This window comes from Nonomuraea sp. NPDC059023 (genome assembly GCF_042740095.1).
Lineage (GTDB): Bacteria > Actinomycetota > Actinomycetes > Streptosporangiales > Streptosporangiaceae > Nonomuraea.
Genome location: NZ_JBHYIO010000003.1, coordinates 421,758 through 434,908 on the forward strand (window position 1 = coordinate 421,758; position 13,151 = coordinate 434,908).

The window sequence follows — 13,151 nt, forward strand, 5'->3', positions numbered from 1 at the left end:
GTCAGCGTGGAGCGATCCACGTGGCGCGCGCGGCGGCGACCAGGGTGCCGTCGCCGTCGTAGATGGCGCTCTCGCCGAAGAGCTTGCGGCCCTCGCGGCCGGTGGCGCGTCCGACGATCGAGTAGGTGCCGTCGGGGTAGACCCGGCGGTGGATCTGTACGGCCAGCCGTCCGAGCAGGGCCGACTCGCCGGGGCCGAAGTGCGCCCAGCCGGTGACGCAGTCGAGGGCGGCGCCGACGACGGCGTCGGGCACGCCGTCCGGGCCGGCGACGTTGTACGGCACCCGCCAGCCGGCCGCCACCAGGTCGGTGCCCTCGACCGGGCCGGGGTAGATCCGCAGGCCGTCGCCGGGGGCGCGCAGGCCGCAGACGAAGCACTCGGGGAAGGCGTGGCCCTGCCAGCCGGGGAATCCGGCCTCGGCGCGGGCGGCGTCGGCGAAGCGCACGTACTCGGGGGCCTTCAGGTCCTCGTGCACGGGGATGGCCTCGACCAGCAGCTTGTCGCCGTGGGAGAGCGAGGCGGTGTTGGCCACGTGCTCCAGGCGCAGTTCGGTCTCCACGGGGGTGGGTGCGTGGAGGGTGACCTCGACGGCGTTGCCTCGGCCTCCCAGAGCTTCGGCGACCGTACCGGCCAGCCAGCCTCCGTTGACGATCCCCTGGGGACCCTGGAAGCGCTCAGGAACGGTCAAAACAGTCTGCAGAGCAGCCGTCGTCATGCGTCATCCTCCTTCATCGCGATATAACGCCCACGCCAGAAAGTTCATTTCAAACAGACCTATTTTAGGGTGTCTTGCCTGGGCCATTGCGCTCGCCCCAGGCCGACCGGGGACCCCTGGTGTGCGGAACATCCGGAAAGGTCCGTAATATACGGACCTCATTGAGACGGATGTGACTCGGGGGTCACCTGTGAGACTACCCGGCCGCGGCCGGGTCGCAGCTGACCCGTCGTACCCCTAGGAGATCCCACCCGATGACCGTCAGCCGCCGGACCCTGCTCAAGACCGGCGCGGGACTGCTGCCCGCCGCCGCGCTCGTCACCCGCCCCGCGCAGGCCGCGCCCGTGCCCGTCGTCGAGGCGAACGGCGTCGCCCCGTCGCAACTGGCCGGGTTCGACAACCTGATGAAGAAGTTCGTCAAGGACCGCAACATCTCGCAGTCCCAGCTGGCGATCATGAAGAACGGCCGGATCGTGCTGGCACGGGCCTACCGCTACAACGACGGCTCCCGCGCGGTGCCCGCGATCACGCCGACGTCGCCGATGCGCATCGCGAGCCTCAGCAAGAACATCACCGCCGCCGCGATCATGCGGCTGGTCCAGGACGGCAAGCTCACCCTGTCGGCGAAGGTCGCGCCGCTGCTCGGCCTGTCCACCACCACCGACCCGCGGCTGGCCCAGGTGACCGTGCTCCGGCTCATCCACCATCTGGGCGGCTGGGACCGCGACGTCTCCAAGGACCAGCTCTGGCTCGACCACACCATCGCCGCCGCCCTCGACGTGCCGCTCCCGATCGGGCACGCCGAGATCATGAAGTACGGCTCGCAGCGCCGCCTCGACCACGACCCCGGCACCAAGATGGTCTACAGCAACTACGGCTACATGCTGCTTGGCCGGATCATCGCCAAGGTCTCCGGCCAGTCCTACGAGTCGTACGTGCGCACCAAGCTCCTCGCGCCGCTCGGCATCACCCGGATGCGGCTCGGGCGCAGCCTGCGCGCCCAGGCGTTCCCCGGCGAGGCGCTCTACGAGTCGAAGTACACCAACAAGAGCGTCGTGGACGACTCGGGCAAGGTCCTGCCCTACCCGTACGGCGGGTTCAACATGCCCAACCAGGACGCCAACGGCGGCTGGCTGGCCTCCGCCGTCGACCTCGTGCGCTGGACGCTGGCCATGGACCGGCCCGGCAAGGTGCTCAGCTCGGCCTCGATCGCCCGGCTCATCGCCAAGCCGGAGACCGGGATCAACGAGTACGGCTCCTGGTACGGCGGCGGCATCTGGGTGCGCCAGGTGCCCGGGAACATCAACACCTGGCACAACGGCTCGATGCCGGGCACCTACACCTACCTGTGCCGGATCCAGAACGGCTTCAGCTACGCCGCCTGCTTCAACCGGCGCGAGGAGCAGGGCTCGCCCGACTTCGACGGATTCTCCGAGCAGATGAACAAGGTCCCGGTGAGCTCGTGGCCCACCGGGGACCTCACGTCGCGCTACTTCTAGAAGCTCGTGGTCACCGCCGCCCCGGTGAAGGCGGCGGTGCCGTACAGGCTGACGTAGTGGTAGCCCGCGGGCGGGTTGGTGACGGTGAGCGTGTGCGTGTTGCCGGCGCCGGTCGCCCGCTGGGTGTAGGAGCCGGTCGTGGCCCACGACGAGGAGCTGTAGTAGAGGTCGGCGTCACCGGTGCCGGCGTCGCTCTTGATGGTGAGCTTCGCCGTACCGGCCGGGACGTGGATGTACAGGTATGCGTAGTTGCCCTGGGTGGCCGACAGGCCGCTGCGGCGGCAGTTCTGGCCGAGCGCCCGCGCGTCCGAGCCGGTGCACTCGGGGACGGGCGGCTCACCGGTGTCGCCGCCGCAGGCTCCGGCCGCGCAGGCCGTCAGCCAGGCGTCGAAGCCGGCGTTGTGGTTCAGCGATCTGAGGTGGGTGCGGGCGGCGTTCCAGTTGCCGGTGCGGTAGTGGCCGAGGACGGTGTTGACGTCCGCGCGGTGCTTTTCGAACATGTAGCGGACCGCGAGGTAGCCCCACCGGTAGACGCGCTGGGTGTCGTGGTCGTAGGTGGTGTCGAAGAGCGTGCTCAGCTGGTACGTGTGCTTGGCCGCCTCCTCGATCGCGGCGTCGTAGACCAGGCGGCGGTAGCCGTAGGAGACGTACTCGGCGAAGCCCTCGATCCACCAGATCGTCGGCGTGCTCACGCCTGCCCCGAAGTCGCCGTGCATGTTGAAGCGGCCGTCGAGGTAGTGCGTGTACTCGTGGTTGAGGTTCCAGATGTGGAACGCCGGGCGCAGCCACTCGGCCTCGTAGGCGATGAACCTGGGCAGGTTCCCGGCGGCCGACGGGTCGCCCTCCAGGTACATGCCGCCGTTGTTGGTGTCGATGCCGAAGATGGCGCCGGCGTAGGTCTGGTAGTCGTCGCTGGAGTCGAAGGCGTTGACCTCCAGCGTCGTGTTGTTGTCACCGGCGACCGGGCCGTTGTCGGCGGCCAGGTTGTGGAAGTAGGCGTCCTGGCCGCTCAGGCTGGAGCACGTGCCGCTCAGCTCGGCCGCGCTCATCTGCTGGGCGCGGATCCTGAGCGTGGGGCCGCAGGTGTGCCGCACGGGCAGGGCGGCGGCGGTCAGGCGGTTCTGCAGGTCGCAGATGTCGTAGAAGGCGCAGTTGGCGCGGTCGTAGAAGTCGGCCATCTCGGCCACGCCCACCCAGAGCTTGGCGGTCGGGCCGGTGATCCGCGAGCGCTGCAGCAGGTCGCGCAGCATCGGGCGGACCGTCGCCTTGAGCTGGGCGTGCTGCACGAAGCGGGCCAGCTCGCGGCCGGCGTTGCCGGTCAGGTAGGCGCGCTCGGTGCTCAGCAGGTTCAGGTGCCTGACCGCGAAGTCGCGCAGCGTGGTCAGCGTGCTGGGGTCGTTCTGGACGGCGGTGACGAACTCCGGCAGCTGGTGGCCGCGGAACAGGACGGTGTAGACGCTGTTGACCGCGTTCACCATGTACCACGAGGCGTCGTAGGAGCTGTTGTAGGCGGTCAGCAGGCGGCGTACGACGGGGAGGTAGCGTGCGTTCTCCTGGGCGCTGTCGATCAGGATGACCGCCTCGCCGAGCACCTCGCCGTTGGCGTCGCTGACCGTGCCGGACCGGGAGTTGTTGTGGAAGGCGTCGAGCCCGCCGCGGATGGCGGTCCTGAGCGCGGCGCCGTACTGGCCGACGTCCTGCGGGTAGTACCACTGCACGTAGTAGCCGGCGCGCAGGTACAGGACGAGCTGGAGCGTCTTGGTGCTGTTGTCGCCGGGGTAGGCGGCGGCGGTGTCGCGCAGGGCGTTCGCGATCGTCACCATCTGCGGCTCCTGGAAGGCCGCGCGGGCCCGGGAGCCGGTGAGCGAGAAGAGCCCGTTGAGACAGCTCATGTCGGCGGCCTTGACGGCGGTGACGAGGGCGGCTCCGGTGCGGCCCTCGACATCGCAGGCGGCCAGCGACCTCTGCTGCTGGGCGGGCTCGTCGTAGTCCTGCTTGAGCTGGTCCGTGGTGGCCGGGAGGGGCGGGCGCACATCGGCCTTGAGGGGTTCGTCCTGCTGGTGCCGGGCTTCGGTGGCTTCGGTGGCCGGACGGGGGGCCGGGTCGGTGCGGGGGGCGGGCTCCGTGCGGGCGGGCTCCGTGCGGGGGGCGAGGTCCGTGCGCTGGGTGACGGTCTGCTGGGCGGGCGTCTGGGCATTGGCGGGTACGGCGAGGCCGCCGAGCACCAGCCCGGCCGCCACGAGTAAGGATCCTGCGACTCGCATCGCATACTCCTGAGTTGGGGGGGGTGGGTAATGTGATATGTAAAATTTCACATTGCGCATGCGCGAATCAAGACCAAACCTCACGTAAAATCCGGCGCCCACGCCGAGACGACGGAGGCGGATCCCGGTGGGACCGATCCCGCCTGGTACGTTGCGCGGCGTGGTTACTTGCGCGGTACTGGACGACTACCAGGGCGTCGCCCTGACCCTCGCCGACTGGTCAGGCCTGTCCGTCCGTACCTACCGGGAACGCTTCGCCGGCCATGACGACCTGGTCGCCGCCATCGCCGACTGCGAGGTCGTCGTCATCATGCGCGAACGCACGCCGTTCCCCGCCTCGCTGTTCGCCCGCCTGCCGAACCTGCGCCTGCTGGTGACCTCCGGCATGCGCAACGCCTCGATCGACCTGGCCGCCGCCCGCGAGCACGGCGTCACCGTCTGCGGCACCGCCAGCAGTTCCACCCCGCCCGCCGAACTCACCTGGGCCCTCATCCTCGGCCTCACCCGCCAGATCGCCGTGGAGTCGGCGTCGATACGCGCCAACGGCCCCTGGCAGCAGACGATCGGCACGGACCTCCACGGCAGCACACTGGGCGTGATCGGCCTCGGCAAGATCGGCACGCAAGTGGCCAGGGTGGGACAGGCGTTCGGCATGAACGTCACCGCCTGGAGCGAGAACCTGACGCCAGAGCGAGCAGCGGCGTCCGGCGTGCGATTGGCCACCTCAAAATCGGACCTCCTGGAAACCGCCGACATCGTCTCCGTCCACGTCGTCCTGAGCCCCCGCACCCGCTCGCTGATCTCCGGCCCCGACCTGGCCCGCATGCGCCCCACGTCCTACCTCGTCAACACCTCCCGGGCCGCCATCGTGGACCAGGACGCCCTGATCACCGCGCTGCGAGAGGGCCGGATCGCCGGCGCCGCCCTGGACGTCTTCGACACCGAACCCCTCCCCCACGACCACCCCTTCCGCACCCTCCCCAACGTCCTGGCCACCCCGCACCTGGGCTACGTCACCAGGGGCAACTACACGACGTACTTCAGGGAGGCGGTGGAGGACATCCACGCCTACCTGACCGGCGCCCCCATCCGCCGGCTCTGACCACCCCACCCGCTGGGTGGCAGGATCGGGGGGTGGAATACGACGAGCTGATCGCGCAGGCGCTGACCATGCCCTTCGAGGGCTGGGACTTCGGGGTGTTGCGGGGGCGGATGGTCGAGGACTCCGCGGCTCTGCCCTGGGACTACGTGGAGCTGGTTCGGGGGCGCCTGCCGTACACGGGGACGCTGCTGGATCTTGGGACGGGCGGGGGTGAGCTTCTGGCCTCGCTGGCTCCGCTGCCTGCCCGGACGGCGGCCACCGAGGGGTACGCGCCCAATGTCCCGGTGGCCAGGAAGCGGCTGGAGCCGCTGGGGGTCGAGGTGGTGGAGGTGGGTGATGACGATCGGCTGCCGCTTCCCGACGGGTCGTTCGGCCCACTGACCGCCACCGCCCACCGCTTCGCCCTGACCGCCCACCTCCCCGCCTAACCCACCTGGCCGCCCGCCTTACACCCCCTGACTCACACACCTTTTACGCACTCGGGCCAACGCGTTCGCGCCCCCAGGCTCGCGTCATCAAGGGCTGGCTTCGTGCAGCGCCGCTGCTGGACGGCTATGGGGCGGGGGTGCACGTGCCGGCCGGTCTGGTGGCGGTGTGAGGTTCTCCACCCACGAGCCGCCTTCCAGACCGGCGCCGGCCGTACCCCCGGCTCCCGACGCCAGGACCGGCCTGGCCCAAGGGCCGGCGGAGCCGCTAGACGGCTGTGGCCGTCACCACGCTTGACGCTGTCAGCGCGTGCACGCCGTCGGCGTCGGTGCGGTCGGCGAGGTTGGCGCGGACCGCGTCCAGCAAGGCGGTACGCCGCTCGCCCCCCAGCCCGGCCACCTCGGGCCCCACAGCCGAGAACGAGAACAGGCACGACAGCGCCTCGGCCCCACCGGCCACCGTGACCGGCACCGTCCACCGGTCCAGCCGCACCTGCCCGAACCCGGCGAAGGCGACCAGGTCGGCGACCTCCTCGCCGCCCAGCGACCACGGTTCCTCGAACAGCGCCGCCGCCTCCGCCCCCAGCACGGAGGTGAGCGCGGCGTGCAGGGCCTGGAAGAGCGGGTTGCGGTCCAGGGGCAGCCAGGTGGCGATCGCGAGCCGCGCCCCCGGCCGCAGCGCGCGGCGCAGTTCGGCGACGGCGGCCCGGCGGTCGGGCACGTACTGGAGCACCTGCTGCATGGTGACCAGGTCGAACGCCTCGTCCGAGACGTGGAGTGGCGCGGCGCCGCACTCGACGTACTGGATGGCGGCGCTGCCCGCCGCGGGCGGCTCCTCCTTGGCGAGGGCGAGCATGCCGGCGCTGATGTCGGTGCCGACGACGGCTCCCGTGGGGCCTACGGCGGCGGCCAGGAGGCGGGCGACCGTACCGGGGCCGGTGCCGACGTCGAGGGCCCGTGCGCCGGGGGCGGGGGCGAGGGCGCCGACGAGCGCGTGGCCCCACGGCTCGAAGATCCCGGGCATGAGGATCTCTTTGTACGGGCGGACGGGGCGGGTGTCGGTCAGCTCGGGCGGGGTGGCATAGACGGTGGTGGTGGAGCGGGTGCGCTCCAGGGTGTCGGCCAGGAAGTCGACCTCGTCGGGAGTGTTGTACAGGTAGAACGAGGCGCGCACGGCGGCGGGGATGCCGAAGCGGCTGCAGGCGAGCTGGGCGCAGTGGTGCCCGGAGCGTACGGCGATGCCGGCCTGGTCGAGGGCGGTCCTGACCTGCTGGAGCGGTACGCCGTCCAGGACGAAGGACATGAGCGGCAGCCGGTCGGCGGTGTTCTCAGGGCCGATGAAGCGGATGCCGGGGACCTGGGCGAGCCGGTCGAGCGCGTACTCGATGAGGGCCTGGTCGTGGGCGGCGATGGCGTCCATGCCGAGGGAGTCGAGGTAGTCGCAGGCGGCGCCGAGCCCGACGGCCTGGGCGACCGGCGGCGTGCCCGCCTCGAAGCGCAGCGGCGGCGGCGCGTAGGCCATGGCGTCGAGAGTGACGGTCTCGATCATCTCGCCGCCGCCCAGGAAGGGCGGCAGTTCGGCGAGCAGGTCGTACTTGCCCCACAGGACTCCGATGCCGGTGGGCCCGCACATCTTGTGCCCGGAGAACGTGACGAAGTCGGCGCCGAGCGCGTTCACGTCGATGCCCAGGTGCGGCACCGACTGGGCGGCGTCGACCACGAGCAGCGCGCCCACCTCGGCGGCGCGGGCGGCGATGGGCGCGATGGGGTTGACGGTGCCGAGGATGTTGGAGGCGTGGACGACGGCGACCAGCTTGGTGCGCTCGGTCACCCGTTCTTCGAGCGCGGACAGGTCGAGGCGGCCGTCGTTCGTGATGCCCAGGTAGCTGATCTTCGCGCCGACCCGCTCGGCGAGCAGCCGCCACGGGATGAGGTTCGAGTGGTGTTCCATCTCGGTCACGACGATCTCGTCGCCGGGGCCGATGCGGTGCTCGCCGGCGGCCCACATGAGCGAGTTGGACAGCAGGTTGACGGCTTCCGTCGCGTTCTTCGTGAACACGATCTCCTCGCTGCGCCGCGCGCCGACGAAGGCGGCCACCTTGCTGCGGGCGCCCTCGTACAGCTCGGTGGCCTCGACCGCGAGGCGGTAGACGCCCCGGTGGACGTTGGCGTTGGAACGTGTGTAGTAGGCGTTGAGCTGGTCCAGCACCGCCGCGGGTTTCTGCGTGGTCGCCGCGCTGTCCAGGTAGACCGGTGGGCGGGAGCCGTCAGCGGCCGGGTCGAAGAAGGGGAATGACTTCCGAATCGTTTCGACGTCCAGTAGCCCCATCGTGATCTCCTTCTGCCGAAAGGTGTAGGGGCAGTCTGGGCACGGGAGATCGGGCTAGATCCAACTGCTGTTGTACGGCAGGCGATCCTTTCCACGGTAACCCGGATCCGGCCCCGCGGAACCGGCAGCAAGTGGCCGCCCTTCCTGGCCGCCGGGAGCCGCGGGGCGCCGCCGGATCCTCGCCTACGGTGAAATCATGACCAGCGACTTCATGGTCGACGGAGCCAGGATCATGGCCGTACGCCGCTCGCGCGGCATCTCGCGGCGGATCCTGGCGAACCTCGTGGGCTGCAGCGAGGAGTGGCTGCGCCTCATCGAGAACGGCGCCCGGCCGCTGGACCGGCTGTCCACCATCCTGCGCATCGCCGACGTCCTGCGCATCAGCGACCTGTCGGAGCTGGTCGGCGGCGACGTGGCGCTGCCGGCGATGGGCGCGCAGGGCGAGTACGACGAGATCGGCCACGCGCTGCTCTACCCCAGGCGCCTGTCCGGCGAGCCGGGCGAGAGCGCGCACCGGATCGCCCGCCACGTCTCGGCCGCGTGGGACGTCTGGCAGCGTTCGCCGCGCCGCTACTCGGAGGTGCGCAGGCGCCTGCCGGAGCTGCTGGTGATGGCAGAGACGGCGCCGACGGACGAGGAGCCCGCGGCGGCCGGGCTCACGCAGGTCTACCGGCTGTTCTCCACGTTCCTGCGCGGCTGCGGCCAGCACGCGCTCGCGCTGCTCGCCGCCGACCGGGGCGTGGCCGCCGCCGGGCGCGCGGGCGACCCGCTGCTGTCGGCGGTGGCGCGCGCGGAGCTGGCCGAGGTCCTCATCCACCTGCGCAGGTACGGCGACGCCCGCCAGCTCTGCCTGGCCGCGATCGACGGCGTCGGGCAGGCGGGGCCGTCCGCGATCGCGGTGGCCGGAGGCTGCTACCTGACCGCGGCGCAGGCCGCCGCCGAGGAGAACGACGTCCCGCACACGGAGGAGCTGCTGCATCGCGCCAGGAAGATCGGCGAGTCGCTGGGCGAGGACCGCGACGACCTGCACGCCCCGTTCGGCGCGGCCGAGGTGGAGGCGCAGGCGGTGGCCGTGGCGGTGCGCCTGGGACGTTACCGGCAGGCCATCCGCCTGTCCGGCGGGATCGACGCCGCCCGCCTGCGCGCCAGGGACCGCCAGGCCCGCTACTTCCTGGCGCTGGCCAGGGCCCACTCGATGGAGCGCGACGCGGCCGGCGCCACGGCGATGCTGCGCAGGGTTCTGGACGGCTGCCCCGAGGAACTGACCTACAACCCGCAGGCCGCCCGTGTCATGGAGCAGCTTCGCCTGGTCGACTGCGCCACGACCCGCGGCGAACTGCGCGAGATCACGCTGTCGACACGGCTCAGAAGAGCGTCCCCCGCTCGAAGTCGAGCAGGTAGCGCTTGACGGGCAGCCCGCCCCCGTAACCGGTCAGGTCGCCGTTGGCGCCGACGAGCCGGTGGCAGGGGACGATGATGCTGACCGGGTTGTGGCCGTTGGCCAGCCCGACCGCGCGGGCCGCGCTGGGCGGGCGGCCGAGCCGTTGCGCCAGCCCGCCGTAGGTGAGGGTCTCGCCGTGCGGGATCTCCATGAGCGCCGTCCAGACCTCTTTCTGGAACGGCGTGCCGACGAGGTTCATCGGCAGGTCGAAGACCTTCAGGTCACCGGCGAAGTACGCCTGGAGCTGGGCGGTCACCTCGCCGAAGGGTTCGGGGTCCGGGTGACCGAAGAACTCCTCCGGCGGCCGGTAGCGCTGCTCGTGCATGTAGAGGCCGGTCAGCAGCCCGTCGAGGGCGACCAGCGTGAGCGGCCCGACGGGGCTCTCGATGATGGTATGCGTGCGGATCATGGCATCTGCCAGCGTTTCATACTTTGCGGCGGCGGTAGGCCTTCTGCTGGCAGGCCCGCGAACAGTAGGCGCGGGGCCGTCCGGTCTCGGCCGGATCGATCACCTTTCCACAGACTGCACATCGAGTTTCGTCACGCACTTCATCACGGATGAGTGTCTCGATCCCGTCGAGCACCCGCCGCAGCCCGAACTCGAACGGGTCGAGCGGCTCGTCGAAGCCGCCTTCCTCGTAGATGCGGGTGAGCGTGGGATAGCGGTCGAGGTGCTGGTAGAGCGAGTCGCGCGCGCCCCACCACTCGTCGTGGCCGACGCCGGTCCGCCGCTCGACCTTCGCCGTCTCGACGACCTCGCGGGCCGCGCTCTCCACGAAGGCGCCGACCAGCCCCACCACCGCCACCACTTGGGCCGGCGGCAGCCCGGTCGCCGCCATGATCGTCAGCGCGGACTCGAAGGACGCGATGGCGTTCGGCCCCGGCACGTGCCGCACGCCCGCCGACTCCAGCAGCCACGGATGGCGCCGGTAGAACTCCAGGCCCGAGCGCGCCCACTCCTCCGTGTCCGCCCGCCACCCGCGCGGCGGGCCGAGGTCCGGCTCGTCGCCCAGCACGCTGTCGCGCATGAGGTCCACGAGCTCGGCCTTGCCGGGAACGTGACGATAGAGCGACATCGTGGTGTAGCCGAGCCGCTCGGCCACCCGCCGCATCGACACCGCCGCCAGCCCCTCGGCGTCGGCGATCTCGATCCCGGCGCGCACGATGCGCTCCAGGTTGAGCCCGCCGCGCCCCTGGGCGCCCCACAGCAGTTCCGTGCTGCGCTCCGGATCGGCCACCTCTTGACTCCTCTCCCTGTCTATGCTGTATACCAGAAGTGTACACCGCATACTTGAAGGGACTTCTTATGATCTTCGTCGACCCCTCCGGCGACGACTCGGGCCCCGGCACGATCGAGCGCCCCTTCGCCACCCTGGAACGCGCCCGCGCCGCCGGCGGCGTGATCACCCTCCGGGCCGGCGTCCACCGGCTGACCGAGACGCTCCGGCTGACCGAGGCCGACTCCGGGATCGTCCTTCAGGCCCACGGGTACGGCACCGCCGTACCGGAAAAGGTGGTCGTCAGCGGCGGCACGCCGATCACCGGCTGGCAGGAGGGCGACGGCGGCGTGTGGCGGGCGACGGCGCCCGCCACCCCCGTGCGCCAGCTCTACGTCGGCGGACGCCGCGCCGAGCGCGCCTCGCTCTCACTCGCCGAGACGGCGATCACCGCCACCGAGACCGGCTACGTCCTGGAGCAGGCCGTGGACTGGCCGGGCGCGGTCGAGTTCGTCTACCGAGGCGCCTACCCCTGGTCGGAGGCGCGCATCCCGGTGGCGTCGATCGCGGGCACGAGCATCACCATGGCTCAGCCCGCCTTCGGCTGGGCGCGGAAGCTCTACCACTCGATCATCACCTGGGAGGGCGGCGGCGAGCACTACGCCGTGGACGCGCCGACCGCGGCGGAGAACAGCCCCGCCTTCCTGACCCCGGGCACGTTCGCGGTGAGCGACGGCGTGCTCCACTACCTGCCGCTGCCCGGCGAGAGCCTGGACGACGTGGTGGCGCCGGTCCTGGAGACGCTCGTGCACGCCGGCGGGGTACGCGGCGCGGCCTTTCGCGGCATCACCTTCGCCGAGGCGGCGTGGACCCGGCCGAGCGGGCAGGAAGGCTTCCTCCACTACCACGGCAACGGCTTCTACGCGGGCGGCGACCTCCAGGTCGTCACGTTCGACGGCGGCCAGGTCACCGTGCCGGGCGACCCGGCCGACATCCCCGGCAACGTGGTCGTCGACGGCGCCTCGGACGTGCGCGTGGAGGGCTGCCGGTTCACCCGGCTCGGCGGCGTGGCGCTGGAGTTCCGCGGCGCCGGGGCGCGCAACATGCTGCTCGGCAGCGAGATCGACGAGGTGGCGGGCGGTGGCGTGGTCATCCGCGACGGCGCCCGCGAGCACCGGATCGAGCGCACCCGCCTGCGCCGCGTCGGCCTCGACTACCACGGCTCCCCCGCGATCCTGATCGCCGGAACCGAGTCCACGGTCGTTGCGCGCAACGACGTCGGCGAGGTGCCGCACAACGGCATCGTCGTCAACGCGGGCCGCGGTACCCAGGTGCTCGGCAACCTGATCCACGACACGATGCAGGTGCTGGCCGACGGCGGCGGCCTGTACGTCTCCGGCCCCCAGGGCTCCTCCTACGCCAGCGGCGCCCTGATCCGCGGCAACGTGATCAAGGACACGATCACGCCGTACAACTACGGCCTCTACACCGACTACGGCGCGGCCTGGGTGACCGTGCAGGGCAACGTGGTGCACCGGGCCGACAACGCGGTGGTGCTGGAGGTGTCGCCGCCGCTGGAGCACGTGGCGTTCATCGGCAACTTCTGGGACGCCGACCCGGGCGAGCCGCCGAAGGGCGTGACGCTGTCCGACAACACCGTGCTCGGTGAGGGTGCGCTGGAGTCCGACCCGGCGGTGGCCGACATCGTGGCGGGCGCCGGGATCTAGGCGGCCAGCGCCTCGTGCCAGCGGGCCGTGTCGGTGTACTGGTGCAGCCGGGAGATCCGGCCGTCGGCCACCCGCCACAGGTGGACGAACTCGGCCTCGTACTCCCGGCCCGTGGCCCGTGCGCGGCCCCGGTAGCGCCCGGTGACCACGACCGTCCCGTCGGCGGTCTCCTGCCAGGTCTCGTCGTAGGGCGCGGTGTCGTACTCCGCGAACACCGCGCCCCACACCCGGGTCAGCGCCTCCGTCGGCCCGCTGAAGTGGCCGCCGGCGCCGCACGGCATGCCCGGCGCGGTGCGCGCCTCGAAGCCCGGATGCAGCAACGCCAGGATCGCGCCCCCGTCGGCGGCCTGCGCGGCGCTGTAGAAACCCTTGACGACCTGGCTCGCGGCGGACATGCCTGCCCCTCAATTAGATGGTAAATTCTAGAACCTC

11 protein-coding genes are annotated in these 13,151 nt (G+C 71.2%); 5 read left to right on the forward strand and 6 right to left on the reverse strand.

The annotated features are described in order from the left end of the window. Position 1 precedes the first annotated feature (1 nt). A complete protein-coding gene (locus ACFWYW_RS07870) occupies positions 2-715 on the reverse strand; it encodes a PaaI family thioesterase (protein WP_379611524.1) in 714 nt (237 codons plus the stop codon). 254 nt (positions 716-969) lie between these two features. Between ACFWYW_RS07870 and ACFWYW_RS07875 the strand changes: the two genes are divergently transcribed. Continuing rightward, on the forward strand, positions 970-2,214 hold the full coding sequence (locus ACFWYW_RS07875; RefSeq protein WP_379611523.1) for a serine hydrolase domain-containing protein: 1,245 nt from the start codon (positions 970-972) through the stop codon (positions 2,212-2,214). On the opposite strand, the gene ACFWYW_RS07880 is transcribed toward ACFWYW_RS07875, so the two are convergent. Beyond that, on the reverse strand, positions 2,211-4,478 hold the full coding sequence (locus ACFWYW_RS07880; RefSeq protein ID WP_379611522.1) for a collagenase: 2,268 nt from the start codon (positions 4,476-4,478) through the stop codon (positions 2,211-2,213). The genes ACFWYW_RS07875 and ACFWYW_RS07880 overlap by 4 nt on opposite strands. A 160-nt stretch (positions 4,479-4,638) precedes the next feature. On the opposite strand from ACFWYW_RS07880, the gene ACFWYW_RS07885 reads away from it, so the two are divergent. Together ACFWYW_RS07885 and ACFWYW_RS07890 are read left to right on the forward strand one after the other, a co-directional pair. Then, a complete protein-coding gene (locus tag ACFWYW_RS07885) occupies positions 4,639-5,580 on the forward strand; it encodes a D-2-hydroxyacid dehydrogenase family protein (protein WP_379611521.1) in 942 nt (313 codons plus the stop codon). 32 nt (positions 5,581-5,612) lie between these two features. Then, the gene (locus tag ACFWYW_RS07890; protein ID WP_379611519.1) at positions 5,613-6,008 is read left to right on the forward strand and encodes a class I SAM-dependent methyltransferase; all 396 of its coding nucleotides are present in this window, start codon (positions 5,613-5,615) and stop codon (positions 6,006-6,008) included. Between the two features lie 265 nt (positions 6,009-6,273). Here ACFWYW_RS07890 and ACFWYW_RS07895 read toward each other — a convergent pair whose 3' ends face one another. Then, positions 6,274-8,334 (reverse strand): SufS family cysteine desulfurase, encoded by a 2,061-nt coding sequence (locus tag ACFWYW_RS07895; protein ID WP_379611518.1) that lies wholly within the window; start codon positions 8,332-8,334, stop codon positions 6,274-6,276. A gap of 196 nt (positions 8,335-8,530) precedes the next feature. Here ACFWYW_RS07895 and ACFWYW_RS07900 point away from each other — a divergent pair, with 196 nt between their 5' ends. Continuing rightward, a complete protein-coding gene (locus ACFWYW_RS07900; protein ID WP_379611517.1) occupies positions 8,531-9,742 on the forward strand; it encodes a helix-turn-helix domain-containing protein in 1,212 nt (403 codons plus the stop codon). Here the strand turns inward: ACFWYW_RS07900 and ACFWYW_RS07905 are convergent. Further along, positions 9,699-10,184: a methylated-DNA--[protein]-cysteine S-methyltransferase gene (locus tag ACFWYW_RS07905; protein WP_379611516.1), complete on the reverse strand. Its 486-nt coding sequence runs from the start codon at positions 10,182-10,184 to the stop codon at positions 9,699-9,701. The genes ACFWYW_RS07900 and ACFWYW_RS07905 overlap by 44 nt on opposite strands. 16 nt (positions 10,185-10,200) lie before the next feature. Then, the gene (locus tag ACFWYW_RS07910; RefSeq protein WP_379611515.1) at positions 10,201-11,013 is read right to left on the reverse strand and encodes a TetR/AcrR family transcriptional regulator; all 813 of its coding nucleotides are present in this window, start codon (positions 11,011-11,013) and stop codon (positions 10,201-10,203) included. A gap of 68 nt (positions 11,014-11,081) precedes the next feature. Here ACFWYW_RS07910 and ACFWYW_RS07915 point away from each other — a divergent pair, with 68 nt between their 5' ends. Continuing rightward, positions 11,082-12,719 carry a right-handed parallel beta-helix repeat-containing protein gene (locus ACFWYW_RS07915; RefSeq protein ID WP_379611514.1) on the forward strand — a complete coding sequence of 546 codons (1,638 nt, stop codon included), beginning with the start codon at positions 11,082-11,084 and terminating at the stop codon, positions 12,717-12,719. On the opposite strand, the gene ACFWYW_RS07920 is transcribed toward ACFWYW_RS07915, so the two are convergent. Beyond that, positions 12,716-13,114: a nuclear transport factor 2 family protein gene (locus ACFWYW_RS07920; RefSeq protein WP_379611513.1), complete on the reverse strand. Its 399-nt coding sequence runs from the start codon at positions 13,112-13,114 to the stop codon at positions 12,716-12,718. The two genes, ACFWYW_RS07915 and ACFWYW_RS07920, sit on opposite strands and share 4 nt — an antisense overlap. Positions 13,115-13,151 lie beyond the last annotated feature (37 nt).